This window comes from Enterobacter cloacae complex sp. IR5384 (assembly GCF_049237265.1).
In the GTDB taxonomy this organism is placed as follows: Bacteria; Pseudomonadota; Gammaproteobacteria; order Enterobacterales; family Enterobacteriaceae; genus Enterobacter; species Enterobacter cloacae.
The window spans coordinates 25,626-51,893 of record NZ_JBMKHJ010000004.1 but is presented as its reverse complement, the minus strand read 5'-3'; the positions used below and the strand labels follow the sequence as shown (position 1 = coordinate 51,893).

At 55.7% G+C, this 26,268-nt stretch carries 25 protein-coding genes; 13 read left to right on the top strand and 12 right to left on the bottom strand.

Annotated elements, in window-relative coordinates:
- Window positions 1-24: 24 nt before the first annotated feature.
- From ACOTX3_RS05140 to ACOTX3_RS05115, 6 genes are all read right to left on the bottom strand, one after another.
- Entirely contained in the window at window positions 25-462 is a 438-nt protein-coding gene (locus ACOTX3_RS05140) for a helix-turn-helix transcriptional regulator (protein ID WP_058678815.1), read from the bottom strand.
- A complete protein-coding gene (locus tag ACOTX3_RS05135) occupies window positions 459-1,808 on the bottom strand; it encodes a type II toxin-antitoxin system HipA family toxin (RefSeq protein ID WP_058678814.1) in 1,350 nt (449 codons plus the stop codon). The genes ACOTX3_RS05140 and ACOTX3_RS05135 overlap by 4 nt, the downstream gene beginning before the upstream one ends.
- A gap of 134 nt (window positions 1,809-1,942) precedes the next feature.
- Window positions 1,943-2,656, bottom strand: a complete 714-nt coding sequence (sanA, locus tag ACOTX3_RS05130) for an outer membrane permeability protein SanA (RefSeq protein WP_023619764.1) — start codon at window positions 2,654-2,656, stop codon at window positions 1,943-1,945.
- 127 nt (window positions 2,657-2,783) lie between these two features.
- Window positions 2,784-3,668, bottom strand: a complete 885-nt coding sequence (gene cdd, locus ACOTX3_RS05125) for a cytidine deaminase (RefSeq protein ID WP_023619765.1) — start codon at window positions 3,666-3,668, stop codon at window positions 2,784-2,786.
- A 129-nt stretch (window positions 3,669-3,797) separates the two neighbouring features.
- Window positions 3,798-4,493 (bottom strand): CidB/LrgB family autolysis modulator, encoded by a 696-nt coding sequence (locus tag ACOTX3_RS05120; protein WP_013097948.1) that lies wholly within the window; start codon window positions 4,491-4,493, stop codon window positions 3,798-3,800.
- Window positions 4,490-4,888, bottom strand: coding sequence for a CidA/LrgA family protein (locus tag ACOTX3_RS05115; RefSeq protein ID WP_023619766.1), 399 nt, complete (start codon window positions 4,886-4,888; stop codon window positions 4,490-4,492). Before ACOTX3_RS05115 ends, ACOTX3_RS05120 begins: the two co-directional genes overlap by 4 nt.
- Window positions 4,889-5,055: 167 nt before the next feature.
- Between ACOTX3_RS05115 and dusC the strand changes: the two genes are divergently transcribed.
- The 3 genes from dusC (at window position 5,056) to ACOTX3_RS05100 (ending at window position 8,600) form a co-directional block, all read left to right on the top strand.
- On the top strand, window positions 5,056-5,988 hold the full coding sequence (gene dusC, locus ACOTX3_RS05110; protein WP_013097946.1) for a tRNA dihydrouridine(16) synthase DusC: 933 nt from the start codon (window positions 5,056-5,058) through the stop codon (window positions 5,986-5,988).
- Between the two features lie 378 nt (window positions 5,989-6,366).
- Complete coding sequence (mdtQ, locus tag ACOTX3_RS05105; protein WP_038979487.1) at window positions 6,367-7,785, top strand: multidrug resistance outer membrane protein MdtQ; 1,419 nt, start codon at window positions 6,367-6,369, stop codon at window positions 7,783-7,785.
- Between the two features lie 50 nt (window positions 7,786-7,835).
- Window positions 7,836-8,600, top strand: coding sequence for an SDR family oxidoreductase (locus tag ACOTX3_RS05100; protein ID WP_072205129.1), 765 nt, complete (start codon window positions 7,836-7,838; stop codon window positions 8,598-8,600).
- Between the two features lie 82 nt (window positions 8,601-8,682).
- Here the strand turns inward: ACOTX3_RS05100 and ACOTX3_RS05095 are convergent, their stop codons facing one another.
- Window positions 8,683-9,255 (bottom strand): DedA family protein, encoded by a 573-nt coding sequence (locus ACOTX3_RS05095; protein WP_013097943.1) that lies wholly within the window; start codon window positions 9,253-9,255, stop codon window positions 8,683-8,685.
- A gap of 157 nt (window positions 9,256-9,412) precedes the next feature.
- On the opposite strand from ACOTX3_RS05095, the gene ACOTX3_RS05090 reads away from it, so the two are divergent.
- Both ACOTX3_RS05090 and pbpG read left to right on the top strand, forming a co-directional pair.
- A complete protein-coding gene (locus ACOTX3_RS05090) occupies window positions 9,413-10,000 on the top strand; it encodes a Yip1 family protein (RefSeq protein WP_013097942.1) in 588 nt (195 codons plus the stop codon).
- A gap of 167 nt (window positions 10,001-10,167) precedes the next feature.
- A complete protein-coding gene (gene pbpG, locus ACOTX3_RS05085; RefSeq protein WP_038979491.1) occupies window positions 10,168-11,091 on the top strand; it encodes a D-alanyl-D-alanine endopeptidase in 924 nt (307 codons plus the stop codon).
- A gap of 95 nt (window positions 11,092-11,186) precedes the next feature.
- On the opposite strand, the gene ACOTX3_RS05080 is transcribed toward pbpG, so the two are convergent.
- Both ACOTX3_RS05080 and dld read right to left on the bottom strand, forming a co-directional pair.
- Window positions 11,187-11,741, bottom strand: a complete 555-nt coding sequence (locus ACOTX3_RS05080; protein WP_020690140.1) for a GNAT family N-acetyltransferase — start codon at window positions 11,739-11,741, stop codon at window positions 11,187-11,189.
- Window positions 11,742-11,852: 111 nt separating this feature from the next.
- Complete coding sequence (dld, locus tag ACOTX3_RS05075) at window positions 11,853-13,601, bottom strand: D-lactate dehydrogenase (RefSeq protein ID WP_058678813.1); 1,749 nt, start codon at window positions 13,599-13,601, stop codon at window positions 11,853-11,855.
- 189 nt (window positions 13,602-13,790) lie between these two features.
- On the opposite strand from dld, the gene bglX reads away from it, so the two are divergent.
- The 5 genes from bglX (at window position 13,791) to ACOTX3_RS05050 (ending at window position 19,986) form a co-directional block, all read left to right on the top strand.
- Window positions 13,791-16,088 (top strand): beta-glucosidase BglX, encoded by a 2,298-nt coding sequence (gene bglX, locus ACOTX3_RS05070; protein ID WP_020690142.1) that lies wholly within the window; start codon window positions 13,791-13,793, stop codon window positions 16,086-16,088.
- A 146-nt stretch (window positions 16,089-16,234) separates the two neighbouring features.
- A complete protein-coding gene (gene osmF / locus ACOTX3_RS05065; RefSeq protein ID WP_058651739.1) occupies window positions 16,235-17,152 on the top strand; it encodes a glycine betaine ABC transporter substrate-binding protein OsmF in 918 nt (305 codons plus the stop codon).
- Window positions 17,153-17,164: 12 nt separating this feature from the next.
- The gene (locus ACOTX3_RS05060) at window positions 17,165-18,322 is read left to right on the top strand and encodes an ABC transporter permease (protein WP_020690143.1); all 1,158 of its coding nucleotides are present in this window, start codon (window positions 17,165-17,167) and stop codon (window positions 18,320-18,322) included.
- Window positions 18,315-19,265, top strand: a complete 951-nt coding sequence (locus ACOTX3_RS05055; protein WP_058651738.1) for an ABC transporter ATP-binding protein — start codon at window positions 18,315-18,317, stop codon at window positions 19,263-19,265. Before ACOTX3_RS05060 ends, ACOTX3_RS05055 begins: the two co-directional genes overlap by 8 nt.
- Complete coding sequence (locus ACOTX3_RS05050) at window positions 19,249-19,986, top strand: ABC transporter permease (protein WP_058678812.1); 738 nt, start codon at window positions 19,249-19,251, stop codon at window positions 19,984-19,986. Before ACOTX3_RS05055 ends, ACOTX3_RS05050 begins: the two co-directional genes overlap by 17 nt.
- Here ACOTX3_RS05050 and ACOTX3_RS05045 read toward each other — a convergent pair.
- Window positions 19,961-20,074 carry a protein YohO gene (locus tag ACOTX3_RS05045; RefSeq protein WP_010433613.1) on the bottom strand — a complete coding sequence of 38 codons (114 nt, stop codon included), beginning with the start codon at window positions 20,072-20,074 and terminating at the stop codon, window positions 19,961-19,963. The two genes, ACOTX3_RS05050 and ACOTX3_RS05045, sit on opposite strands and share 26 nt — an antisense overlap.
- A gap of 69 nt (window positions 20,075-20,143) precedes the next feature.
- A complete protein-coding gene (gene mlrA / locus ACOTX3_RS05040) occupies window positions 20,144-20,884 on the bottom strand; it encodes an HTH-type transcriptional regulator MlrA (protein WP_029881769.1) in 741 nt (246 codons plus the stop codon).
- A 218-nt stretch (window positions 20,885-21,102) separates the two neighbouring features.
- Here mlrA and ACOTX3_RS05035 point away from each other — a divergent pair, with 218 nt between their 5' ends.
- The 3 genes from ACOTX3_RS05035 to ACOTX3_RS05025 are packed head-to-tail and all read left to right on the top strand — an operon-like array spanning window position 21,103 to window position 24,019.
- Window positions 21,103-22,788 (top strand): sensor histidine kinase, encoded by a 1,686-nt coding sequence (locus tag ACOTX3_RS05035; protein WP_013097931.1) that lies wholly within the window; start codon window positions 21,103-21,105, stop codon window positions 22,786-22,788.
- Window positions 22,782-23,501: a two-component system response regulator BtsR gene (gene btsR / locus ACOTX3_RS05030; RefSeq protein WP_014832665.1), complete on the top strand. Its 720-nt coding sequence runs from the start codon at window positions 22,782-22,784 to the stop codon at window positions 23,499-23,501. Before ACOTX3_RS05035 ends, btsR begins: the two co-directional genes overlap by 7 nt.
- A gap of 47 nt (window positions 23,502-23,548) precedes the next feature.
- On the top strand, window positions 23,549-24,019 hold the full coding sequence (locus ACOTX3_RS05025) for a DUF1456 family protein (RefSeq protein ID WP_020690148.1): 471 nt from the start codon (window positions 23,549-23,551) through the stop codon (window positions 24,017-24,019).
- Between the two features lie 96 nt (window positions 24,020-24,115).
- Here the strand turns inward: ACOTX3_RS05025 and metG are convergent, their stop codons facing one another.
- Entirely contained in the window at window positions 24,116-26,149 is a 2,034-nt protein-coding gene (metG, locus tag ACOTX3_RS05020; RefSeq protein WP_048971021.1) for a methionine--tRNA ligase, read from the bottom strand.
- Window positions 26,150-26,268 lie beyond the last annotated feature (119 nt).

Sequence of the window (26,268 nt, the reverse complement as noted above, 5' to 3'; positions counted from 1 at the left end):
GCCCGTGAACGGCATGCGGGTTTTTTACGTGAAAAGTGAAGCTATAAGCGATTTGGAAATGGGCACCAGTCCGGTTTGAAGCCCAAAGGGTTTAAAGATTTTATTTATAATGTCAGCGGAATAATTGCCTCTGCCATTTTCTACATCCGACAATGTTTTCCGGGATACGCTGACCAGCTTTGCATATTCATCCTGCTTCATCCCCAACACTTCGACCCTGAGTCTTTTCAGCGCCTCACCCTGTGTGATTTTACCCAGTAAAATGTCCCGTATGGCTGCATGCAGTACAGCCTGGCGATCAAGAGTACTAATCCGTGTTAAGCCTGGTGAAACGCGTTGCCTCTTTACTACCGATGACTTGTCCGGATCTTCATCCTCATCATGACGTCGCTTTTCATTTACGCTGCGTACCCGGGCTAATGTTTGTAGAAGCTCTGATTCAAACTTATTAGATGTTTTCATAATAAACCCCAACGAGAAAGTTTATTCGGAATATAGCGAAAACCAATCGCGGGCATTTCCATTATTTGGTCGGGAACGCCTCGCGCCTCCAGCCTTTCCGGGAGATCGATGAGCTGGACGGCTGTCTCATGCAGAGCGTCAAGTAAAGTTGTGGGAGGGATCCACTCCGCCAGCGCTTGCGCGATAGCGTTGAAATTATAATCCCCCCCTGATTCACAAGATAATGACCACTTCAGGGTTCGCGGTATCCCCTCTGGATCGGCTTTCATTGGAGCAAAATCATAAACAGGGGAGAGCATAATGTGATTTTCAGCTTTCACAAAGGCGGTATTTCGCCCATGGTTGTCACTATTCCCAAAAATAATATTTAACAGATCGCGACGTACCCATTCTGTTACAAAACCAGGGATATCAAATTGATAGCCCTGCTGCTGAACCATATGGCTGGAGGTAATTTTATTAATTAACGCGCGCAGCGTTGCCTCATGATCCAGGAGAGTACCGGGTGCTTTTTGTAATAGTGAATACACCGATTCCATACCCAGCCTGATCAGTTGATCCTGCTCATTTCTCACTATGTCGAAACGTGGCAACCACAGCGAAGGATAGTGGCTACCTTCTTCAAGGCGCATTGTGTCCACTGGGATCGTGGAAAAGCCCATCGCGTTAAGCTCATGGTAATAATGAAATTCAGCCCGGAGAATATTACAATCAACTTCTGTTCTGTTTCCGCGTGGATATTTAACCAAATAATAGCGGTCCCGGTTATCCGGTTCGTTTTGCCAGGTATCGATCCATATGGCATCCGTTTCACTACAGCGCAGCAACAGTTTCGGCGCTTCACCCCCAGCGCCGGTTGCACCACCCGCCGCCGCGCCTCTTTCCTGGGCATAATCCAGAAAATCTGCCGCACGATCGATGACGTCCGCAACCGTAAACGTTTTAGTGCGTGCGAATTCATTCCATTCAGGAACGGATTCTTTTATACGCAAATTCCCGACAGGGGACATTGTGCCAAATTTCAACAATAAAAAATTCTGCTGACCAACAGGCAACTCACTGATATCGAGTGCATTTATCCAATAACGGCGACTGGCTCCGGCAGGAATGATATCGTCGATAAATCGCAGCCAGCCCGGTTGACCCTGGTCATCAAAAAAGAGTGATACAGGGTGGTTGACTGAGACCGCGTGAAAATCATCATAGTTAAGAAAATTAATCGCATACTCAGTAAGATAGTCTAACTGTGTGGTGTTCCAGTCATTGTTTTCGCTTCCCGGATATTTGATGAGGGCGATATCCGTCCATGTTTCATTCAGATATGCTTGTACGGTTAACGTCTCCATCTCACCTCCATAAAACGGCAATGAGTAAAATATTACTCATTGTTAATGAAAATGGCAACTAGCGCCACTTATATCACTCATTAGGCATCTGATGACAGAGTAGTGCGTGTTATATCACGCGTTATAGAATTTGATTACTTTTTCTTCTGCATGTCCAGCAACTGCTCCGGCGTCACCGCCGGATAACCCTGCGCATCTTCCGGCACTTCATGCATGGCCGGAATTGGCACCAGTGGGCCTAAAAAGCGCGGTTCACGTTTGAAGATATAGAGATCGGCCAGCGCGCCAAAGCGAGCGCCAAACTCACGCACGCGCACGCTCAGCATATCTTTTGGCGAGGGCACCGCATAACACTGCGCCTGAATGCCCATGTGCAGCGCGATAAACAGCGCACGTTCGCAGTGGAAGCGCTGGGTGATGATGATGAAGTCGTTGGTGTCGAACACTTTGCGCGTGCGCACGATGGAGTCGAGCGTGCGGAACCCGGCGTAGTCGAGCACGATATCTGCCGGATCAACGCCTGCGGCAATCAGGTCTTTGCGCATGGTGACCGGTTCGTTGTAGCTTTGCAGCGCGTTATCGCCGCTTAACAGCAGGTAATTGACCTTGCCGCTGTTGTAGGCGTTGAGCGCGCCCTGAATGCGGTAGCGGTAATACTGATTGATGACGCCGGTGCGGTAATACTTTGCGGTGCCGAGCACCACACCCACCTGGCGATAGGGCAGGTCCTGCAGGTCATCAAAAATGTAGGGGGCCGTTTTCCAGCTCATCCACCGGTCGAGACCCAGCACGATCAACAGCAGTATGCCGACCAGGACAGACAGGCTGTAAAAAACGCGCTTTAACATGCAGATGGCTCGTACCGAAGGTGAATTTAACTCAGGCTACTGTACCCGCCTGGTTAGCGCAAGAAACAGCGCATCAACTGAAGGCTTTTTCAGCAAAACGGGCGGGCATGTCTGCCCGCCAGAAGGATCACGCCAGCAATACACGCTCGATTGACGTGCAGCCCAGCGCTTTCAGGGTGGCGGCGGTGGCATCCCATTGAATCAGCGGTGCATCGGCAATTTCTGCCAGAATGGCGCGCTGAATATCCGGGTAGTCATAGCCGTTCAGACTCAGCAGGTTCAGTGCGCCCTGCAGCGGTGGCAGCGTTGGGTTAAACGCGGCGTTTTCGGCATAGCTGCCGCTAAAAATACGCCCATCGCGGCATTGCAGTGCCACGCCGCTCGGGGATTTGCTGTACGGCGTATGGCTTTTGTTGGCAGCGCGAATGGCCGCCTGGGTCAGGTCATCACCGGTCAGCGTGTAACCGTGATCCTGCTCGTCCATCAGCAGGGTTTTGATTTCAAGATCTTTCGGACCAAAGGCGTCAGGCAGGTAGTCGCCCAGCGTATGCGGCGCGCGACCCGGCAGATTGATGCGCAGCTGCAGCCCGCTGTTCAGTTCATTCATAAACTGACGGCAGTGCCCGCACGGGGTGTAGTTCACGGTAATGGCGCTCAGGGCCTTTTCGCCGCGCAGCCAGGCGTGGCTGATGGCGCTCTGTTCCGCATGAACAGTCTGCTGCATGGTTGCGCCCAGGAACTCCATGTTTCCGCCGAAGTACCAGGTTCCGCTGACGCCGCGCGCAATGGCGCCAACGTTAAAGTGGGAAAGATCGGCACGTGCACAGGCGGCAGCCAGCGGCAGCAATGCGAAAGCCAGCGCGTCTTCGTCAAGATCCGTGGCCTGTTTCAGCGTGGTGATCTGCTCAGCGGTGAGCAGGGCGGGGAAATGCTCATCCGCCAGAATCGGGGCCAGAGCTGATTGCAAATTCTCTGCAAGCCGGGCGAAAGCCGCTTGAAAACGTGGATGCATGGCGTTTGCCTCATAAAGGTTAATGGATCGGTAGTGTACGGAGCCGTCGGGGCTTTATATGTGATCCATATCTCATTATGTATGCAACTTATGAAAACAAAATGAAATTTGCGCGACGCATCGCAAATTTTAGCCCATCACCGCCAGAATCACGGGGAAAATGAACGGCGCCATCAGCGAGGTCATGATTCCGCAGATCACCAGTGCCAGCGAGCTGAACGCCCCCTCCTGATAATCCAGCTCCGCACAGCGGGCGGTGCCCAGCGCGTGCGACGCGGTGCCCATCGCCAGACCGCGTGCGGCTTTGGTATGAATGCGCATGACATTGAGCAGGGTATGGCCAAACACGGCGCCCAGTATGCCGACAAAGATCACGCACATGGCGCTGATGGCAGGAATGCCGCCGAGGCTGCCGCCCACGGCCATGGCGATAGGCGTGGTCACCGATTTCGGCAGAATAGAGGCGGCAATTTGCGCAGAGGCCCCCATCAGCAGTGCGACTGAAGTACCGGTGATCATCGCCACCAGGCTCCCCACAAAACAGATGGTAATAATGGATTTCCAGCGGGCGCGGATCTGGTGCAGCTGTTCATATAAAGGAAACGCGAGTGCGACCACGGCGGGTTGTAGCAGGTCGTTTAAAATTTTGCTCCCGGCAAAGTAGCGTTCGTAAGGAATACCGGTAAGCAGCAGGAACGGGATAATCACCACCATCGCCACCAGCAACGGGTTAAGCAGCGGCATCTTGAACCGGGCGGCAAGTTTGCGTGCCGCGAAGAATACCGCCAGGGTTAATGGCAGCGACCACCAGATATTGGCCATCATTGTTTTGTTCCTTTCTGTCCAACCACTTTACGTTCGCCATGTACCAGATGCGAACTCCAGCTCACCACAAGGAAAACCACCAGCGTACTGACCGCGCAGGAGACGACAATCGGGCCGAACTGGGCTTTAAGCAGATCGAAGTACTGCATGACCCCGACGCCAATCGGCACGAACAGCAGCGCCATATAGCGAATAAGAACGAAGCAGCCGGGGTTGACCCACTTAGCGGGCAGAATTTGCAACGCCAGCAGAACAAAGAGGATCAGCATGCCGATAATGCTGCCGGGAATGGTGATAGGAAGCAGGGAAGCGATGAAAATCCCGGCGTACAGGCAGGCGTAAATCAGGACGAATGCGCGCAGATATTGCCAGATAATGTTCAATGATTTTCTCATGGTTAAAATCCTTGCTGAAACGCATTCATCATACAATTAAACCCGAAAGTGTGCCATGGATCACATCATGAATTTTAAGCATACCCGTCATTCCAGAATAGAACGTCGTGCTTTCAACATACATACAGAGCGATTACTATAGCGCGTCTTTTTTCACAGGTACTGCTATGCGTGTTTTACTGGCCCCAATGGAAGGCGTGCTCGATTCCCTCGTGCGCGAACTTCTGACCGAGGTGAACGATTACGATCTCTGCGTGACGGAGTTTTTGCGCGTGGTCGATATGTTGTTGCCGGTAAAATCGTTTTACAGACTCTGTCCGGAGCTGCACCGCCAGAGCCGGACCACCTCCGGCACGCTGGTGCGTATTCAACTGCTGGGCCAGTATCCTGAATGGCTGGCCGAGAACGCCGCCCGTGCCGTCGAGCTCGGCTCTTACGGGGTCGATCTCAACTGTGGCTGCCCGTCGAAGCTGGTGAACGGCAGCGGCGGCGGGGCGACGCTGCTGAAAGATCCTGAGCTGATTTACCGTGGCGCGAAAGCGATGCGTGAAGCCGTGCCTGCCCATTTGCCGGTGACGGTGAAAGTGCGCCTGGGCTGGGACAGCGACGCGCGGCAGTTTGAAATTGCCGATGCGGTGCAGCAGGCCGGGGCTACTGAACTGGTGGTGCATGGCCGCACCAAAGAAGATGGCTACAAAGCCGAGCGCATTAACTGGCAGGCAATTGGTGAGATCCGCAAACGCCTCAGCATTCCGGTGATCGCCAACGGTGAAATCTGGGATTACCAGAGCGCGCAGGCCTGTCTCAAAGCCACCGGCTGCGAGGCGGTGATGATCGGCCGCGGGGCATTGAATGTGCCTAACCTCAGCCGGGTGATTAAATATAACGAGCCGCGTATGCCGTGGGCTGATGTTGTGACGCTGCTGCAAAAATATAGCCGTCTGGAAAAGCAGGGCGACACCGGGCTATATCACGTGGCGCGTATCAAACAGTGGCTCAGCTATTTACGCAAAGAGTACGATGAAGCGCTGGGGTTATTTCAGGAGATTCGGACATTACAGACTTCTGCGGATATTGCGCGGGTGATCCAGGCAAAATAATAAGCGTGTGACCGCAATTATCCCTGTGAAGCGCTGGACCAGACGCATGGGCTGGTTGACCTTTGCCCGGCGCGGTGCCGGGCAAATGAATCAGAAAATCATCTTGAACACACCCGTTACTACCAGCAGTCCTATCAGAAATATAATTAAAATGACCCACAATAATATTTTCATTCCCTTCTCCTGCGTATGTATGCCAACAGTAAGTGTAGCAGGCAATTTATAATTGAGATGAATTTGTTAATTTGGCTTATTCTCGGCATGTATAATTTTCTAATTACAAAAATGTATGACAATTTGCGCATTGCCACGCATTACTAAAAAAAAGAGAGGTATCAGGCGTACTTTGCGCCTTTATTTTTTGGCGTGAATGGCGTAATGAAACGTTTTCTTATTTTATCTCTGAGTGCTCCCTTTGCCGTTATTCTGGCCGGCTGTGCGCCGCAACATGCCACGGTAACTCCCCTTAATACCCAGTCACTCACGGCGTCGGTTAATACGGTGCTGCCTCATCAGGACTGGCCGAAAAATGCATGGTGGAAAGCGTATAACGATCCGCAGCTTGATAAGCTAATTGCCAAAGCATTAAGCGATGCGCCCGATATGCAGATTGCCCGTCAGCGTATTACCCTTGCCGAAGCCCAGGCCAAAGCAGCCCTGGCGGCCGACGGCCCGCAAATTGATTTTTCGGCCGATGCTGAACGTCAGAAAATGTCCGCTGAAGGGCTGATGGGGCCCTTTGCCATAACCGACCCGGCTGCGGGCACCACCGGCCCCTGGTATACCAACGGTACCTTTGGTCTGACTGCGGGCTGGGATCTGGATTTGTGGGGCAAAAATCGCGCCCGGTTGGAGGCCCGGATAGGCAAGGTGAATGCGCAAAAAGCGGAGCTTGAGCAGACCCGTCAACTGCTTGCCAGCAGCGTGGCGCGGCTCTACTGGGACTGGCAAACTCAGGCCGCCGTGGAGGAGGTCCTCACGCAGATCAAATCCCAACAGGACAATATCATCGGTGCCGATCGCGAGCTGTATCAGCACGGGATCACCTCCTCTGTGGAAGGTGTCGAAACCGACATCAGTGCCAGCAAAACCGAAGAGCAGATCGCAGAGGTTCACGGCAAAATGAAAGCCATCGAGGCGCGTCTGAACGCGTTGACTAATACCCCCGCGCTGGCGCTCACACGGCATGCCCTACCGACGGTTGAAGCGTCGTTACCGTCGACGCTGGGATATGAACTGCTGGCCCGACGACCGGATCTGCAGGCGGCGCACTGGTATATCGAAGCCTCAATGAGCGAGGTCGATGCCGCCAGAGCGGCGTTTTATCCTGATGTGAATCTGATGGCGTTTTTACAACAAGATGCCCTGCATCTGAGCGATCTGTTCCGTTCTTCAGCTCAGCAAATGGGTGTGACCGCCGGGCTGACTCTGCCCATTTTTGACAGCGGCAGGCTGAACGCGCAGCTGGATATTGCCCAGGCGCAGAACAATCTGTCGGTGGCGAACTACAACAAGGCGGTGGTGGATGCCGTGAACCAGGTGGCGCGTACGGCCAGCGAAGTGGAAATGCTGACGGCGAAAAATCAGCATCAGCAGCAGGTAGAAAAAGATGCGGCGCGCGTCGTGGAGCTGGCGCAGGCACGTTTTAGCGCCGGAATTATTGCCGGCTCGCGCGTCAGTGAAGCCAGAATTCCAGCGCTGAAGGAACATCTCGCCGGATTGATGCTGCAGGGCGAGTATATCGACGCCACGCTACAGCTCACCTCCGCGCTGGGTGGTGGTTATCATCATGGCTAATCAGGGTCATTATCTATACTTACCTCTTTGCCGTTCTTCAGGAGGTGAGTATGACCAAAGTAGCGATTGTTACCGCATCGGATTCCGGGATTGGTAAAACCACGGCCCTGATGCTGGCTGAACGTGGGTTTGATATTGGCGTCACCTGGCACTCTGATGAACAAGGGGCCCGGGATACCTGCCGCGAAGTGGAGGCGCAGGGACGGCGGGCTGAAGCTATCCACCTAGATCTAAGCACCCTCCCACAGGGCGCGCAGGCGATTGAAACGTTAATTGCCCGTTTTGGTCGCCTGGACGTGCTGGTTAACAATGCGGGGGCGATGACCAAAGCGCCCTTCCTGGATATGCCGTTTGACGACTGGCGAAACATTTTCACCGTCGACGTGGACGGTGCGTTTCTCTGTTCGCAGATTGCCGCACGTAAAATGGTGGAGCAGGGGGAAGGAGGGCGAATCGTCAATATCACCTCGGTGCACGAACATACGCCGCTGCCGGAAGCCAGCGCCTATACCGCCGCAAAACATGCGCTGGGAGGTTTAACCAAATCGATGGCGCTGGAACTGGTGCAGCACAACATTCTGGTCAACGCCGTTGCGCCGGGGGCGATTGCCACACCGATGAATGATATGGACGAGAGTGAAGTGAAGGAAGGATCGATGCCAGCGATCCCGCTCGCAAGACCGGGATATACCAAAGAGATCGCCAGTCTGGTGGCGTGGTTATGCGACAGCGACGCCAGCTACACCACAGGGCAGTCGTTTATCGTCGATGGCGGGTTTATGCTGGCGAATCCGCAGTTTAAGCCAGCGGGGTAGCTTCCCCTCACCCCGTGGGAGAGGGTGTGTTAAGTTCCCTCTCCCTGTGGGAGAGGGTTAGGGTGAGGGCAACAGACCGCACTCACTCCTCATCCTGCTTCTTCTCTCTGTGCCGCATCCACAGCCTGACTCCAATCACCGCCACAACCACCAGAATCAGCCACGCCCAGTGCTTCAGATGCTGGTCAAGGTTATGCAGCCACGGGCCAATCACTTCTCCCCCCACGTAACCGAGCGTGGTAAAGATCAGCGCCCAGGCGCACGCGCCAATCACGTTCAGCGGCAGGAAAATTTTCGGCGGCAGGCGGCTGGCGCCAATCAATATCGGCCCGATAATCCGAAAGCCGTACATAAAGCGGGTGCCAATCACAAACAGGTAAGGGTGGCGCTGGATCAGCCGCTGCGCGCGGTTAATTTTCTTCTTGTGCTTAGCGAAACGCTTAAGCAGCGTCGGCCCAAAACGCAGCCCCAGAAAGTAGAGCAGCTGATCGCCAATCATCCCGCCCAGCGCAACCGCGGCGACAACCAGCGGGAATTTAAGTAATCCCTGATGCGCGGCGACGCCGCCTAACAGGGTGATGGTTTCACCTTCTGCCACGCTTCCGACAACCAGCGCAGCGTATCCGTATTGTTCAATAACTCCGTTGATATCCATTACGTAAATATCATCTCCCTCAGCGTGCCTCGGTTAATCATATACCCCTTGTGACAACCGCGGGGCAATCAACGGAAATTTCCCACTGTACATAAAATAATCTAAACCCTGCATTATACTTAAGGTATCGATGACGGGCCGACAACAAGGGGGCGCTATGAACCATGTCTGGGGACTTTTTTCCCATCCCGATCGTGAAATGCATGTCATCAAAAGTGAGAACGAAACGGTCTCGCATCATTACACGCACCACGTGCTGCTGATGGCGGCGGTGCCGGTGATATGCGCGTTTATTGGTACAACACAAATCGGCTGGAACTTTGGTGATGGCACCGTAGTACAGCTTTCCTGGTTTACCGGGCTTTATCTTGCCATTCTCTTTTATGGCCTGATGCTGGCAGGGGTGGCGGTTATGGGACGCGTCATTCACTGGATGGCACGTAACTATCCGCAGCGTCCTTCCCTGGCACACTGTATGGTCTTTGCCGGATACGTCGCAACCCCGCTGTTCTTAAGCGGTATTGTTGCGCTCTATCCCCTGGTCTGGCTGTGCGCGCTGATCGGGACCATTGCGCTCTTTTACACTGGCTATCTGCTGTATCTGGGCGTACCAACCTTCCTGAATATCAATAAAGAAGAAGGCCTGAGCTTTTCCAGCTCTACGCTCGCCATCGGCGTGCTGGTACTGGAGGCGTTACTGGCGCTGACGGTGATTCTTTGGGGTTATGGTTACCGTCTCTTCTGAGTTAATTGCATTGCTGGCGTAAATGCCAGCAATGCAGCATCTGTTCACGATTATCCGCTGGCGACAATGCACGGTGACCGCTATGATGCCGAAGCCAGCCTGTGTTTCTCCGTCGACGCAGGCGGTGTACGTCATAACGTGCGTGAATAATTATCAGAAGTCTCACCATGCTGAAATTCCGAGTTTCTTTACTTAGCCTGGCACTGTTGCTGGGGGCGTCCGCTGGCGTGCCAGCTGTCGCCAAAACGCCCGCGGTGACCACCGCTGCTGCTCAACCGCAAATCGCTTCCGGCAGCGCGATGATTGTTGATCTCAACACTAATAAGGTGATCTACGCCAGCCACCCGGATCTGGTGCGCCCGATCGCCTCGATAACCAAATTAATGACCGCGATGGTAGTGCTGGATGCACATCTGCCGCTGGATGAAAAACTGAAAGTGGATATCAGCCACACGCCGGAGATGAAAGGGGTTTACTCCCGCGTGCGCCTGAACAGTGAAATCAGTCGTAAAAATATGCTCTTGCTGGCGCTGATGTCGTCAGAAAACCGCGCCGCGGCGAGCCTCGCCCACCATTATCCGGGCGGCTACGACGCCTTCATTCGAGCGATGAATGCCAAAGCCAAAGCGCTGGGAATGAATAACACCCGTTTTGTTGAGCCGACAGGTCTGTCGATTCACAACGTCTCTACGGCGCGCGATCTGACCAAACTGCTGATTGCCAGCAAACAGTACCCGCTGATTGGGCAGCTCAGTACCACCCGTGAAGAGATGGCGACCTTTGCGAACCCGGCCTATACGCTGCCGTTTCGCAATACGAACCACCTGGTGTACCGCGAGAACTGGAATATTCAGTTAACGAAAACCGGCTTTACTAACGCGGCGGGTCACTGTCTGGTGATGCGTACCGTGTTCAACGGTAAACCGGTGGCGCTGGTGGTGATGGATGCCTTCGGCAAATATACTCACTTCGCCGATGCCAGCCGACTGCGCACCTGGATTGAAACCGGGAAAGTGCAGCCTGTTCCGGCCGCAGCATTGACGTATAAAAAGCAGAAAGCCGAGCAGATGGCGACGGCGCAGAACGATTAGGTAAAAGCAAAACGGTAACTGTGTTACCGTTTTTTATGTTTTCTCCCTCTCCCGGTGGAAGAGGGCGGGGGTGAGGGCACCAGACCGCACTGGGCCTATTCCGGCAGGGTCCAGTCTCCGTCGTTGAGCGGGCGCTGCATAATCACCGTATCCCGCCAGTCGCCTTTTTTGTAGCCCACGCTGCGTAGCTGACCGACCACTTCAAAACCGTGCTTTTTATGCAGCCGCAATGACCCGGCGTTATTATGGCCATCCCCCACAACGGCAATCATCTGACGCCAGGGACCTTGTTCGCAGCGTTCAATCAGCGCGTCCATTAGTGCGCTACCAAAACCGCGTCCGGTGGTACTGGCATCCACGTAGATTGACTCTTCCAGCGTGAAGCGATACGCGTGTCGTGGACGGTATGGCGTGGCGTAGCAATAGCCCACCACAATGCCGCGATACAGCGCCACCAGCCAGGGCAAACCGTTATCGGTCACGTTTTTCAACCGCTTACGCATTTCATCAACGGTGGGGGGGATTTCCTCAAACGACGCACGTCCGTGAAGTACATGCCATGCATAAATAGCCGAAATGGCATGCACATCGTCGGGAAGGGCATCGCGCACTTCCACTTCGGTTACGGATAAAATATCAACAGCCGACATGATGTGCCTGCTCCTCGTCAAAGAATGCCGGAGAAACGTTTCTCCGGCGAGTGCAGGTACTCTAGTACGATTGAGCTGTGCTTAACAATCTCTTAAATATGGCTGTATGAATTAATCAGATGGTTGCGTAATGGCCTGCTCTGCGTTACCGCTCTCTTTCCAGTATTTATTCCGCGTTGTTTTACCAATGCCGGGATTCATACTGTTTGTAGGGTCATTCTCGCGATAAAACTGCTTAAGTGTCTCAGGGGCTTTGTAAAGATGCCCAACGTTGTGTTCCGCAGGATATTGTGCGCCTCGTTCGCGCAGAAGGGCGAGCATCTCCTCTTTCAACGCGTGCGCGTCGACCCCTTTTTTAACGATGTAATCCTGGTGGAAGACGTAGCACATAAAGTGGCCGTAGTAGAGCTTATGCACCAGCTTGCTGTCGATTTCAGGCGGCAGGTGTTCAAACCACTCGGTATCGTTGCGTCGCAGGGCAATATCCAGCGCCAGAATATCCTCTACTTCTTCTGAGTGTACGGCCTGATAACGGATGGCGGCCCCCGCAGCGGCAAAACGGTGCAGGAACGCTTTGCTCCCCTCCTCAGGTGTACAGGCGAAGAAATCTCCCTCGGCGGTTTTGAAGAATTCGCTCAGCCAGTTTTGTGCTTCGGCGATCCCGTCCCCGGCCATTTTCAGCAGCAGGTGATGTTCATACTTGTCGCGCCAGGTTTTCATTCGCTCCGGCAGGTGGGCCGGGAAAACGTTACCCAGCTTCTGCATAAAGCGGTCGGTGAAGTGGGGTTTAAACAGCGGCACTTTCTCCAGCATTGCATCAGTGCGGCCCTTCATGGTGAAGAAGAACGGCATTTTGTCGGTGCCGAGCTTGTCGATCATCAGGAACGTATCTTTGCCGTAGCGTTCGGCGATGTCGTAAATATCCCGATGCATATACTCGCCCGCCACCGGCAGATGCGTGAATTCGCCCAGAATATGACGACGGATTTCGGTCAGCACGTCAGGCTGATTGGTGCCGATGTAAAACACCTGCTGTTTTTTCTCGGCCGGGAAGGTGTCGAGCCGGACCGCGAAAACGGCCAGTTTGCCCGCGCAGCCGGAGGATTCGAACAGGCGATCCGGGTCGGCGTTGTAACGCGCTGGTGTATCCGCGTTGATATCCCGTACGCGGGTGATGTAATCGTGATCGTGGGCATGACGGCCATCGTGCTGTACATCTTCATCTTTCACGCGATCGTCGTCGAGCTTACTCAGGATCTGCTCCGGCGTGACGCCCAGATCGATTCCCAGATGGTTCACCAGCGTCAGCTTGCCGTTTTCATCAATACGGGCATAGAGCGACATTTCGGTATAAGCCGGGCCGCGCTGCACCAGCGAACCGCCGGAATTATTACAAATCCCACCAATGACGGAGGCGCCGATGCAGGATGAACCAATCACCGAATGCGGTTCTCGCCCAAGCGGCTTAAGCGCTTTTTCCAGCGAGTAGAGGGTGGTGCCAGGGAAGGCCAGTACCTGCTCGCCTTTATCGAGCAGGTGAAGTTTGTCGAGGCGCAGGGTGCTGATAATCACGATGTCGCGATCGTAATCGTTGCCGTTCGGCGTCGAGCCTTCGGTCAGGCCGGTGTTAGCCGCCTGCATTAAAATAATCTTGTCCGCGGCGACGCAGGCGCTCAGGACGCGCCACAGCTCCAGCAGCGTGCCGGGAAAAACCACCGCCAGCGCATCGCCCTGTCCGGAACGAAAGCCCTTACGGTAGCGGGCAGTTTTGGCCGGGTCGGTAAGCAGGTGAGAGTGACCAACCAGGCGCGACAGTTCGTTAATAAAAGTCGTGTTATCGGCAGTTCGAACAGAAGACATCTTCCACTCCTTGTGGTGGGGCAAATTTCTCGCTGTAAAGCATAGCGCGATTAGCTGTTTAGAGGGCGCGTATTTGCGAGAAAAATCAGAGAATAACCCTGCAACGTTCTGAGGGTTTGTGGCACACTGCGCTTTTCGCACGCCCTGGCCGAGATCTTCCGGCGGAAATTGATGAGAGAGTAAAACGACATGAAATGGCTATGTTCTGTAGGTGTCGCCGTCAGCCTGGCACTGCAACCTGCGCTGGCAGATGAACTGTTTGGCAATCACCCGCTTACGCCTGAAGCACGGGACGCGTTTGTCACGGAATTGCTCAAGAAAATGACGGTCGATGAGAAGATCGGCCAGCTGCGTCTTATCAGCGTCGGCCCGGATAACCCGAAAGAGGCGATCCGCGAGATGATTAAAGAGAGCCAGGTAGGGGCGATTTTTAACACCGTGACCCGTCAGGATATCCGCAAAATGCAGGATCAGGTGATGGAACTTAGCCGCCTGAAAATTCCGCTGTTCTTCGCCTATGACGTGGTACACGGACAGCGTACCGTTTTCCCTATCAGCCTCGGTCTGGCCTCCTCCTTTAACCTCGACGCGGTGAAAACCGTCGGGCGCGTCTCGGCATATGAAGCCGCAGACGACGGCCTGAACATGACCTGGGCCCCGATGGTTGACGTCTCCCGCGATCCGCGCTGGGGCCGCGCGTCAGAGGGCTTTGGTGAAGATACTTATTTGACCGCCACGATGGGGAAAACCATGGTGGAAGCGATGCAGGGTAAAAGCCCGGCGGATCGTTATTCGGTCATGACCAGCGTCAAGCACTTCGCCGCCTATGGTGCCGTGGAAGGCGGTAAAGAGTACAACACCGTCGACATGAGCCCGCAGCGCCTGTTTAACGATTACATGCCGCCGTACAAAGCAGGCCTGGATGCCGGTAGCGGCGCGGTGATGGTCGCCCTGAACTCGCTCAACGGCACGCCTGCCACCTCTGACTCCTGGCTGCTGAAAGACGTGCTGCGCGACCAGTGGGGCTTCAAGGGCATCACCGTCTCTGACCATGGCGCCATTAAAGAGCTCATCAAACACGGTACGGCCTCCGACCCGGAAGATGCGGTGCGCGTGGCGCTCAAATCCGGCATCAACATGAGCATGAGCGACGAATATTACAGCAAATACCTGCCGGGGCTGGTGAAGAGCGGCAAGGTGACGATGGCGGAGCTGGACGATGCCACGCGTCACGTGCTGAACGTGAAATATGACATGGGGCTGTTTAACGATCCATACAGCCACCTGGGTCCGAAAGAGTCAGACCCGGCGGACACCAATGCCGAAAGCCGTCTGCACCGTAAAGAGGCCCGTGAAGTGGCGCGTGAAAGCCTGGTGCTGCTGAAAAACCGCCTCGACACGCTGCCGCTGAAAAAATCCGGCACCATTGCGGTGGTCGGCCCGCTGGCCGACAGCAAGCGCGACGTGATGGGTAGCTGGTCTGCTGCGGGCGTGGCCGATCAGTCCGTGACCGTGCTCACCGGTATTAAAAATGCGGTCGGTGAAAACGCTAAGGTGGTGTACGCCAAAGGGGCGAACGTCACTGATGATAAAGATATCGTGACCTTCCTCAATCAGTATGAAGAGGCGGTGAAGGTGGATCCGCGCTCGCCGAAAGAGATGATTGACGAAGCGGTAAACGCCGCGAAACAGTCTGACGTGGTGGTTGCCGTGGTGGGTGAAGCACAGGGGATGGCACACGAAGCCTCCAGCCGAACGGACATCACGATCCCGCAAAGCCAGCGCGATCTGATCGCCGCCCTGAAAGCCACCGGCAAGCCGCTGGTGCTGGTGCTGATGAACGGTCGTCCACTGGCGCTGGTGAAAGAAGATCAGCAGGCTGATGCTATTCTGGAAACCTGGTTCGCCGGTACGGAAGGGGGTAACGCCATCGCCGACGTGCTGTTTGGTGATTACAACCCGTCGGGCAAACTGCCGATGTCCTTCCCGCGCTCTGTCGGGCAGATCCCGGTGTACTACAGCCACCTGAATACCGGCCGTCCGTATAACGCTGATAAGCCAAACAAGTACACCTCCCGCTATTTCGATGAAGCGAACGGTCCGCTGTATCCGTTTGGGTACGGTTTGAGCTATACCACCTTTAAGGTCTCTGACGTGAAAATGTCGGCCCCGAGCCTGAAGCGTGACGGTAAAGTGACTGCCAGCGTTGACGTGACGAACACCGGTAAACGTGAAGGTGCGACGGTGATCCAGATGTATGTTCAGGATGTGACCGCCTCCATGAGCCGTCCGGTGAAACAGCTGCGCGGCTTTGAGAAGGTCAACCTGAAACCTGGTGAAACCAAAACCATCAGCTTCCCGATCGACGTGGATGCCCTGAAGTTCTGGAACCAGCAGATGAAATACGATGCGGAACCGGGCAAGTTCAATGTCTACATTGGTGTGGATTCCGCCCGCGTCAATAAAGGCGAGTTCGAGCTGCTGTAACCTTTCCCTCCTTTGCATCCCCCGTTCACCGGGGGATGCGTCTTACCTTATGCTAAAAAGGCATTTTGCCGGGTAAATCCGCCGTTTTAAGCTACGCTTTTCTCTCAAGCCTCTGAAAAAGGCAGCAAAAAAATGAGGATAGTGGAATGACGATTAAAACGGGGATGGTAGTTTCTGCGGCGTTATTCGCGACGCTAAGCCTGCCGCTACAGGCGGCAGAACCGGTAAAAGTGGGCTCAAAGATCGACACTGAAGGCGCGCTGCTCGGGAATATTATTTTGCAGGTGCTGGAAAGCCACGGCGTGAAAACCGTGAATAAAGTTCAGCTGGGTACCACGCCCGTGGTACGCGGGGCCATCACCTCCGGCGAGCTGGATATCTACCCGGAATACACCGGCAACGGGGCATTTTTCTTCAAAGATGAAAACGATCCGGCATGGAAAAACGCCAAAGCCGGGTATGAAAAAGTCAAAAAACTCGATGCAGAACAGAACAAGCTGGTCTGGCTGACTCCGGCTCCGGCCAACAACACCTGGACCATCGCGGTGCGTAAAGACGTGGCGGAGAAAGGCAAACTGACGTCACTTGCGGATCTCAGCCGCTATCTGAAAGAGAAGGGCGACTTCAAGCTTGCGGCCTCGGCGGAGTTTATCGAGCGTCCGGACGCGCTGCCTGCTTTCGAAAAAGCCTACGACTTCAAGCTTGACCAGGCACAGCTGCTCTCGCTCGCGGGCGGTGACACCGCGGTGACCATCAAGGCGGCGGCGCAGCAGACCTCCGGTGTCAATGCGGCGATGGCCTACGGTACGGACGGCCCGGTCGCGGCGCTTGGTCTGCAGACCTTAACCGATCCAAAAGGCGTTCAGCCTATTTATGCCCCCACGCCGGTGGTGCGTGAGGCGGTGCTAAAAGCCTACCCGGATATCGCCGACTGGCTCAAACCGGTCTTTGAAAAACTGGATGCAAAAACGCTGCAACAGCTCAATGCGAGCATTGCCGTAGAGGGACTGGATGCCAAAAAAGTGGCCGCCGATTTCCTGAAACAACAAGGGCTTGTGAAGTAACAGGACAGGGCTGTGCCAATAAAATGTCATAACCGCGTACTGCTGCTGTTGGCCTGTGTGGCCATTGCGGCGGTCGCGCTACCGTTTGTCAATGTGGCGCCAAACCGCCTGATGTCGGGGGAAGGGCGCGCGCTCTGGCAGGTCTGGCCGTTTACGCCGCTGCTGCTGGTTGTGGCGCTGGGTGCACTGGTTGTGCTCTCGCTCAGCCGTGGGCGGGTTGCACAGTGGCTGACGTTACTCCTCAGTGAAGGTCTCTTCATCACCTTGTTCTGGAGTGCCGGGCTTGCCGCCACGCACATGACCTCGGCGGAAAGTCCACTGGCGCGAACCACCGTGGGCAGTGGCCTGTGGCTGTGGCTGGCGCTGTGTCTGCTGGCCTGCAGCGATGCGATCCGCCGCCTGATCCCGTCGTCTGCCTGGCGCTGGGTGCTCAATGCCCAGATCTGGTGTATTCCGTTGCTGCTGCTGTTCAGCGGTGAGCTGAATAATCTCTCGCTGTTAAAAGAGTACGCCAACCGTCAGGAGGTGTTTGATGATGCGCTGGCGCAACACCTGACGATCCTCTTCGGCACGCTGTTCCCGGCGTTACTGCTGGGGGTACCGCTGGGCATGTGGTGTTATCGTCATCCCTCCCGCCAGGGCGGGGTTTTTGCCGTGCTCAACGTGATCCAGACCATCCCTTCCGTGGCCCTGTTTGGCCTGCTGATTGCGCCGCTGGCGGGGCTGGTGAAGTCATTTCCGGCGTTAGCCTCGGTCGGTATCGCCGGAACCGGATTAACCCCCGCGCTTATTGCCCTGGTACTGTACGCGCTGCTGCCGCTGGTCCGTGGCGTGGTGGCAGGCTTAAGCCAGGTCGCGCCGGATGTGCTGGAGAGCGCCCACGCGATGGGGATGAGCCGGCGACAGTGCTTCTGGCAGATCCAGCTGCCGCTCGCCTTGCCCCTGCTGCTGCGCAGCCTGCGGGTGGTGGCAGTCCAGACCGTCGGGATGGCGGTTATCGCCGCGCTGATTGGCGCAGGCGGTTTTGGCGCGCTGGTGTTCCAGGGGCTGCTGAGCAGCGCGCTGGATCTGGTGTTACTGGGCGTGGTGCCCACGATTGCACTGGCGGTCGTCATCGATGCGCTGTTTGCCTTATGGCTCGCGTTGCTCGGGAGAAGAGCCAATGATTGAATTTCACGATGTCAGTAAAACATTTGCCGGTCGTCCGGCAGCAAGTCACCTGAACCTGAATTTTGCCGAGGGGGCGTTTTCGGTACTGATTGGCACCTCGGGGTCGGGGAAATCCACCACGCTGAAGATGATCAACCGCCTGGTGGAGCACGACAGCGGTGTAATACGTTTTGCCGGGGAAGAGATCCGCAGTCTGCCGGTGCTGGAGCTGCGTCGTCGCATGGGTTACGCCATCCAGTCCATCGGCCTGTTTCCCCACTGGACGGTCGCGCAGAACATTGCCACCGTGCTGCAGCTGGAAAAATGGTCGCGGGCAAAGAGTGACGAGAGGGTGGACGAGCTTATGTCGCTGCTGGGGTTAGAGCCTGGGCTGCGTGGCCGCTATCCGCATCAGCTTTCAGGTGGACAACAGCAGCGTGTGGGAGTGGCGCGCGCGCTGGCGGCGAACCCGCAGGTATTGCTGATGGATGAGCCTTTTGGCGCGCTCGATCCCGTTACGCGCGGGGCACTGCAGACCGAGATGACCCGCATTCACCGCATCCTTGGCCGGACGATCGTCCTCGTGACCCACGATATTGATGAGGCGCTGCGGCTGGCCGATCATCTGGTGTTGATGGACCACGGGGAAGTGATCCAGCAGGGCACGCCGCTTGAACTGCTGACCCATCCGCAGAACGATTTTGTGCGCGAGTTTTTTGGACGCAGCGAACTGGGCGTCAGACTGCTCTCCCTGCGAACCGTCAGCGATTATATGCGTCGACAGGATGTGGCGATGGGCGGTGAAGCATTACAAGAACAGATGAGCCTGCGGGACGCACTCTCCGCGTTTGTGGCGCGCCAGTGCGAGGTGCTGCCGGTTACGGATGCCGCTGGGGCACCGTGTGGCACCCTGCATTTTCGCGATCTGCTGGCCGGGGAGGTGACGCGTGAAGGTCATGCGTGATCCGCTCCTCTGGCTGACGGGGCTTTTTGTTGCACTGCTGTTTCTGATGCCACACAGTGGGGCGCTGTTCAGCTCGCTTTTTCCCGGCCTGCCGCGCCCCGTCTATCAGCAGGAGAGTTTTATCAATCTTGCCCTGGCGCACCTGTGGCTGGTGGCGCTCTCCAGCGCGATTGCCGTGGTGCTGGGCGTGGGGGCGGGGATTGCGGTCACCCGGCCCTGGGGGAGAGAGTTTCGCCCGCTGGTAGAGACGATTGCGGCTATCGGACAGACATTTCCGCCGGTGGCGGTACTGGCGATTGCGGTGCCGGTGATCGGGTTTGGTCAGCAACCGGCTATCATTGCGCTGGTCCTTTACGGCGTGTTGCCTGTTCTTCAGGGGACGCTGGCGGGCATTGCGTCGGTACCGGCATCGGTACTGAGCGTGGCCGAAGGGATGGGCATGAGCAGCGGTCAGCGGCTGTGCAAGGTTGAGCTGCCGCTTGCGGCACCGGTGATTATCGCGGGGATCCGTACGTCGGTGATTATTAACATCGGCACGGCGACCATCGCGTCTACGGTGGGGGCCAATACGCTGGGAACGCCGATCATTATCGGCTTAAGCGGGTTTAATACGGCCTATATCGTTCAGGGTGCGGTACTGGTCGCGCTGGCGGCCATCGTTATCGATCGCCTGTTTGAACGACTGGCCCGGCTTCTCAGCCGACACCGCCACGAACAATAAATGAGTACCCGGCCAGCATCACGCCGCCGATGCCGCTTACGGCCATCAGTACAAAAAGGGTAATTACGGCCAGTTTGGTTGCCTTCATCATCTGCTCCTGTTGTTAACGGAACAATTATACGGTGAAGCGCAGCTGTTAATGAACCATTAAATGCCGTTACGTTTCGTCGGGGCCTAGGGCGTAAACCGGATAACCGTGCTCCCGCCATTCCGTCAGCCGCTGTTGCTGCGAGGCGGTGGGCACTTCCCCGCACCAGACCAGCAGAGTCTGGCCGTCGAAGAATTCGGGCCGTAGCTGAGCCAGCGAATGCGCCAGCACCTCCACGCGCCAGCCCTGCTGGGTGGCGATCCAGGCTTCGAGCCACAGCCGCGTGGTATCGTGCACGTTCCAGCCAACAACCAGCGCGTCTTTTCCGCCCTTGTTTCGCGCCGAGGCAAGACAGACGGCGATATAATTGATCAGCACCCCGTCGAGCATACTCAGCAGCGCCTGCAGGGTAGAGTGCTGGCATTGCAGCCGTCGACGAAGCGGGATGAAAAGATGGTTGATTAAGGTTTGCGCCGGATAATCGCGGCCTTGCTCTTTGATCCACGCGCGCAGACGTTGAACGTTGCCCGCCTGCAGAAGCCGGAGCAGGGTTTCCTGCTGTTCGCGCCAGCGGTGTTGGGTATCGGGATCGTCATGGCAGAGCAGCGACTTTACCTTGCTCACCTGCACACCGTTATCTATCCAGCTTTTGATCTCGCGGATCCGATCGATGTCGGCATCATTGAAAAGGCGGTGACCACCGTCCGTGCGCTGCGGTTTGAGTAAACCATACCGTCGCTGCCAAGCCCGTAGCGTGACGGGATTGATATCACAAAGGAGTGCCACTTCACCGATCGTGTAAAGCGCCATATTCGCCCCCTGGCTAACGCGTCCCCAGCTTAACTGTAGACCCAGTTTGTCGAACCAGGAAGAATTGCCTTTTTTTTGTACAAATAATGCGAAGCAGCCGTTATGTTCGGCAAAAGATGTGATGACGGACACGATTTACCGCTTTTTTGGACTGCTTCAAAGAAACTTCGGCGCCTTCAGTGTATGTTACGCGTTTTCAGAAGGTGCGGTTCCTGAGTATGTACGAGTTTAATCTGGTGCTGCTGTTGCTTCAGCAGATGTGCGTGTTTCTTGTCATCGCCTGGTTGATGAGTAAGACGCGTCTGTTTATCCCGCTGATGCAAGTCACCGTCCGCCTGCCGCACAAGCTCCTCTGTTATGTGACCTTCTCCATTTTCTGCATCATGGGGACCTATTTTGGCCTCCATATTGAAGACTCGATTGCCAATACGCGCGCCATCGGCGCGGTGATGGGCGGGCTGCTCGGCGGCCCGGTTGTGGGTGGCCTTGTCGGTTTAACCGGTGGGCTGCACCGCTATTCCATGGGCGGGATGACGGCGCTGAGCTGCATGATCTCGACCATCGTGGAAGGGCTGCTTGGTGGCCTGGTGCACAGCTACATGATCAAACGTGGCCGCCCGGATAAAGTCTTCAGCCCGCTTACCGCTGGCGCGATCACCTTTGTGGCCGAAATGGCGCAAATGGCGATCATTCTGCTTATCGCCCGACCTTTTGAGGACGCACTGCATCTGGTGAACAGTATTGCCGCCCCGATGATGGTCACCAACACCGTGGGCGCGGCGCTGTTTATGCGCATTCTGCTCGACAAGCGCGCCATGTTTGAGAAATACACCTCGGCGTTCTCTGCCACGGCACTGAAAGTCGCCGCTTCAACCGAGGGGATCCTGCGTCAGGGCTTTAACGAAGAAAACAGCATGAAGGTGGCGCAGGTACTCTATCAGGAGCTGGATATCGGTGCCGTTGCGATTACCGATCGTGAAAAGCTGCTGGCCTTTACCGGTACCGGCGACGATCACCACCTTCCTGGCAGACCGATTTCGTCCGCGTATACGCTTCGTGCGATAGAGACCGGTGAGGTAGTCTATGCCGACGGTAACGAAGTGCCTTACCGCTGTTCGCTGCATCCGCAGTGTAAGCTCGGCTCTACGCTGGTCATTCCGCTGCGGGGGGAAAACCAGCGGGTGATGGGAACCATTAAGCTCTACGAAGCGAAGAACCGCTTGTTCAGCTCGATCAACCGGACGTTGGGGGAGGGGATTGCGCAGCTGCTTTCCGCGCAGATCCTGGCGGGGCAATATGAGCGGCAAAAAGCCCTGTTAACGCAGTCGGAGATTAAGCTCCTGCACGCTCAGGTGAACCCGCATTTCCTGTTTAATGCCCTCAACACCCTGAAAGCGGTGATCCGCCGCGACAGCGATCAGGCCGCGCAGCTGGTGCAGTTTCTGTCGACGTTTTTCCGCAAGAACCTGAAACGGCCGTCTGAGATTGTGACCCTGGCCGATGAGATTGAACATGTTAACGCCTATCTGCAGATTGAGCAGGCGCGCTTCCAGTCTCGTCTGCAGGTGTCGTTATCCGTGCCGGATGAGCTGGCGTATCAGCATCTCCCGGCCTTTACGCTGCAGCCTATTGTGGAAAATGCCATTAAACACGGGACATCGCAGCTTCTGGGCACCGGGGAGATCACTATTTCTGCCAGCCGTTTTAATCATCATCTGGTGCTGAATATTGAAGACAATGCCGGGCTTTACGTCCCGTCCGCTTCCGGCGGGCTGGGGATGAGCCTGGTGGATAAACGCCTGCGCGCTCACTTTGGGGATGGATGTGGCATCACCGTGGCCTGTGAGCCGGACCGATTTACCCGTATTACGTTACGATTGCCGCTGGAGGAGACCGCATGTTAAGAGTGCTGATAGTCGATGATGAACCGTTGGCACGGGAAAACCTGCGCGTGCTGTTGCAGGAGCAGAGTGACATTGAGATTGTGGGAGAGTGCGCCAATGCCATTGAAGCCATTGGTGCTGTGCATAAACTGCGCCCGGATGTGCTATTCCTCGACATCCAGATGCCCCGTATCAGCGGGCTGGAGATGGTCGGCATGCTTGACCCGGAGCATCGCCCGTATATCGTGTTTCTGACGGCGTTTGACGAATATGCCGTGAAGGCCTTTGAAGAACACGCGTTCGATTACCTGCTGAAGCCGATTGAAGAGAAGCGGCTCGAAAAGACCCTGACGCGTTTACGCCAGGAACGTACGGTACAGGACGTCACGCTGCTGCCGGAAAACCAGCAGCCGCTGAAGTTTATCCCGTGTACCGGGCATAGCCGGATTTACCTGCTGCAAATGGATGATGTGGCATTTGTTAGCAGCCGCCTGAGTGGGGTGTTTGTCACCAGCGCCGAGGGCAATGAAGGCTTCACCGAGCTGACGCTGCGCACGCTGGAGAGCCGCACGCCGCTTGTCCGCTGCCATCGGCAGTATCTGGTTAACATGGCGCACCTGAAAGAGATCCGTCTGGAAGATAACGGTCAGGCAGAGCTGGTACTGCGGGCCGGTCAAACGGTACCCGTCAGTCGTCGCTACCTGAAAAGTTTGAAAGAGGCGATTGGGCTGTAAAACTGGTACACTGCGCGCCATTGCATCATCGACAGTTAAAGGCACTCATGCTTAGTAATGATATTCTTCGTAGCCTGCGCTACACCCTGAAAGCAAACAACAACGACATGGTGCGCATTCTTGCGCTGTCTGCCATGGAATCCACCTCTGCTGGTTTTGACACCTGGATGACCAAAGAGGACGAAGAGGGGTTTGTTCGCTGCCCTGACATTATCCTGTCAGGCTTCCTGAACGGTCTGATCTACGATAAGCGTGGCAAAGATGATTCTGCACCTGAACTGGCGCTGGAGCGTCGGGTGGACAACAACACGGTGCTGAAAAAGCTGCGTATCGCGTTCTCGCTGAAAACGGATGATATTGTGGCGATCATGACGGAGCAAAAATACCGCGTATCCGTGCCGGAAGTGACCGCCATGATGCGTGCGCCGGGCCACAAAAATTACCGCGAGTGCGGCGACCAGTTTCTGCGTAATTTCCTGCGCGGGCTGACCCACCGGGTGCATAATACGAAGGCGTGATTGCGGAATGGGTGCGGCCTGATGCCCTCATCCCGGCCCTCTCCCTGTGCGAGAGGGAGAACAAAAAAAGCCGGAGATAATCTCCGGCTTTTTTTGTTATTTCACCTGCTGACCCGGCTTCGCGCCTTCGTCAGGGCTTAACAGGAAGATATCTTTCCCGCCAGGGCCTGCGGCCATCACCATCCCCTCAGAGATGCCGAAGCGCATTTTACGCGGTGCCAGGTTTGCGACCATGACGGTCTGACGGCCAATCAGTACCTGCGGATCAGGATAGGCAGAACGGATGCCGGAGAAGACGTTACGCTTCTCACCGCCCAGATCCAGCGTCAGGCGCAGCAGCTTGTCAGAGCCTTCCACGAATTCCGCGTTTTCAATCAGCGCCACGCGCAGGTCAACTTTAGCGAAATCGTCAAAGGTGATGGTCTCCTGAATCGGATCGTCTGCCAGCGGGCCGGTCACCGGTGCGGCAGCTGCTTTCACCTCTTCTTTCGAGGCTTCCACCAGGGCTTCAACCTGTTTCATTTCGATGCGATTGTAGAGCGCCTTGAAGGTATTCACCTTGTGGCCGAGCAGCGGTTGCTGGATTGCATCCCAGCTTAGTTCGGTGTTCAGGAATGCTTCTGCACGCGCTGCCAGCTGCGGCAGTACAGGCTTCAGCCAGGTCATCAGCACGCGGAACATGTTCAGACCCATGGTGCAGATCGCCTGCAGGTCAGCGTCGCGGCCTTCCTGTTTCGCGACAACCCACGGGGCCTGCTCGTCCACATAGCGGTTGGCAACATCGGCCAGCGCCATGATTTCACGAATTGCTTTACCGAATTCACGGCTTTCCCAGGCTTCGCCAATCGCAGCGGCGGCATCGGTGAAGGTTTTATACAGCTCAGGATCGGCCAGCTCGGCAGAAAGCACGCCGTCAAAACGCTTGGCGATAAAGCCCGCGTTTCGGGACGCCAGGTTCACCACCTTGTTCACGATGTCCGCGTTCACGCGCTGCACGAAATCTTCCAGGTTCAGGTCGATATCGTCGATGCGGGAAGAGAGCTTCGCCGCGTAATAATAACGCAGGCTGTCCGCATCAAAGTGGTTCAGCCAGGTGCTGGCTTTGATAAACGTCCCACGCGATTTGGACATCTTCGCGCCGTTCACCGTCACGTAGCCGTGAACAAACAGGTTGGTTGGCTTGCGGAAGTTGCTGCCTTCCAGCATTGCCGGCCAGAACAGGCTGTGGAAGTAAACGATGTCTTTGCCGATGAAGTGATACAGCTCGGCGGTGGAATCTTTCTTCCAGTATTCCTCGAAGCTGACGGTGTCGCCACGCTTGTCGCACAGGTTCTTGAAGGAGCCCATGTAGCCGATTGGCGCGTCCAGCCAGACGTAGAAATATTTGCCCGGTGCATTTGGAATTTCGAAACCAAAGTAGGGCGCATCGCGGGAAATATCCCACTGCTGCAGGCCGGATTCGAACCACTCCTGCATTTTGTTCGCTACCTGCTCCTGCAACGCGCCGCTGCGGGTCCACGCCTGCAGCATTTCGCTAAAGGATGGCAGGTCGAAGAAGAAGTGCTCGGAGTCACGCATCACAGGCGTGGCGCCGGAGACCACCGATTTCGGGTCGATCAGCTCTGTCGGGCTATAGGTAGCGCCGCACACTTCGCAGTTATCGCCGTACTGATCCGGTGATTTACATTTCGGGCAGGTGCCTTTGACGAAACGGTCCGGCAGGAACATGCCTTTTTCCGGATCGTACAGCTGAGAGATAGTGCGGTTTTTAATAAAACCGTTCTCTTTCAGACGGGTGTAGATAAGCGTTGACAGCTCTCGGTTCTCCTCGCTGTGCGTGGAGTGGTAGTTGTCATAGCTGATGTCAAAGCCAGCAAAATCGGTCTGATGCTCCTGACTCATTTCGGCAATCATCTGCTCCGGGGAAACTCCCAGCTGCTGGGCTTTCAGCATGATCGGCGTGCCGTGGGCATCGTCCGCGCAGATGAAGTTAACCTCGTGGCCGCGCATTCGCTGGTAACGGACCCAGACATCAGCCTGGATATGCTCCAGCATGTGGCCGAGGTGGATTGAGCCGTTGGCGTACGGCAGTGCGCACGTTACCAGAATTTTTTTCGCGACTTGAGTCATAGTAGGCATTACTTCTTTTAACTGTGAAAAGGGTTTTTGATATTACCAAAAGGGGCATTATTAAGTAAGCACAAACCACGGCCTTTCAGGTAAACTTGTTCATCTAAGGTCTTATTCAC

Excerpts from the sequence above, each read along its gene's own strand:
- ACOTX3_RS05025 (WP_020690148.1), top strand. The coding sequence starts at position 23,549 with ATGCTTAGTAATGATATTCTTCGTAGCCTGCGCTACACCCTGAAAGCA.
- osmF (WP_058651739.1), top strand. The coding sequence starts at position 16,235 with ATGACGATTAAAACGGGGATGGTAGTTTCTGCGGCGTTATTCGCGACG.
- ACOTX3_RS05135 (WP_058678814.1), bottom strand. The coding sequence starts at position 1,808 with ATGGAGACGTTAACCGTACAAGCATATCTGAATGAAACATGGACGGAT.
- bglX (WP_020690142.1), top strand. The coding sequence starts at position 13,791 with ATGAAATGGCTATGTTCTGTAGGTGTCGCCGTCAGCCTGGCACTGCAA.
- dusC (WP_013097946.1), top strand. The coding sequence starts at position 5,056 with ATGCGTGTTTTACTGGCCCCAATGGAAGGCGTGCTCGATTCCCTCGTG.
- ACOTX3_RS05035 (WP_013097931.1), top strand. The coding sequence starts at position 21,103 with ATGTACGAGTTTAATCTGGTGCTGCTGTTGCTTCAGCAGATGTGCGTG.
- ACOTX3_RS05080 (WP_020690140.1), bottom strand. The coding sequence starts at position 11,741 with ATGTCGGCTGTTGATATTTTATCCGTAACCGAAGTGGAAGTGCGCGAT.
- pbpG (WP_038979491.1), top strand. The coding sequence starts at position 10,168 with ATGCTGAAATTCCGAGTTTCTTTACTTAGCCTGGCACTGTTGCTGGGG.
- dld (WP_058678813.1), bottom strand. The coding sequence starts at position 13,601 with ATGTCTTCTGTTCGAACTGCCGATAACACGACTTTTATTAACGAACTG.
- ACOTX3_RS05055 (WP_058651738.1), top strand. The coding sequence starts at position 18,315 with ATGATTGAATTTCACGATGTCAGTAAAACATTTGCCGGTCGTCCGGCA.
- ACOTX3_RS05140 (WP_058678815.1), bottom strand. The coding sequence starts at position 462 with ATGAAAACATCTAATAAGTTTGAATCAGAGCTTCTACAAACATTAGCC.
- metG (WP_048971021.1), bottom strand. The coding sequence starts at position 26,149 with ATGACTCAAGTCGCGAAAAAAATTCTGGTAACGTGCGCACTGCCGTAC.
- ACOTX3_RS05045 (WP_010433613.1), bottom strand. The coding sequence starts at position 20,074 with ATGAAGGCAACCAAACTGGCCGTAATTACCCTTTTTGTACTGATGGCC.
- ACOTX3_RS05100 (WP_072205129.1), top strand. The coding sequence starts at position 7,836 with ATGACCAAAGTAGCGATTGTTACCGCATCGGATTCCGGGATTGGTAAA.
- mdtQ (WP_038979487.1), top strand. The coding sequence starts at position 6,367 with ATGAAACGTTTTCTTATTTTATCTCTGAGTGCTCCCTTTGCCGTTATT.
- btsR (WP_014832665.1), top strand. The coding sequence starts at position 22,782 with ATGTTAAGAGTGCTGATAGTCGATGATGAACCGTTGGCACGGGAAAAC.
- ACOTX3_RS05090 (WP_013097942.1), top strand. The coding sequence starts at position 9,413 with ATGAACCATGTCTGGGGACTTTTTTCCCATCCCGATCGTGAAATGCAT.
- mlrA (WP_029881769.1), bottom strand. The coding sequence starts at position 20,884 with ATGGCGCTTTACACGATCGGTGAAGTGGCACTCCTTTGTGATATCAAT.
- cdd (WP_023619765.1), bottom strand. The coding sequence starts at position 3,668 with ATGCATCCACGTTTTCAAGCGGCTTTCGCCCGGCTTGCAGAGAATTTG.
- ACOTX3_RS05120 (WP_013097948.1), bottom strand. The coding sequence starts at position 4,493 with ATGATGGCCAATATCTGGTGGTCGCTGCCATTAACCCTGGCGGTATTC.
- sanA (WP_023619764.1), bottom strand. The coding sequence starts at position 2,656 with ATGTTAAAGCGCGTTTTTTACAGCCTGTCTGTCCTGGTCGGCATACTG.
- ACOTX3_RS05115 (WP_023619766.1), bottom strand. The coding sequence starts at position 4,888 with ATGAGAAAATCATTGAACATTATCTGGCAATATCTGCGCGCATTCGTC.
- ACOTX3_RS05095 (WP_013097943.1), bottom strand. The coding sequence starts at position 9,255 with ATGGATATCAACGGAGTTATTGAACAATACGGATACGCTGCGCTGGTT.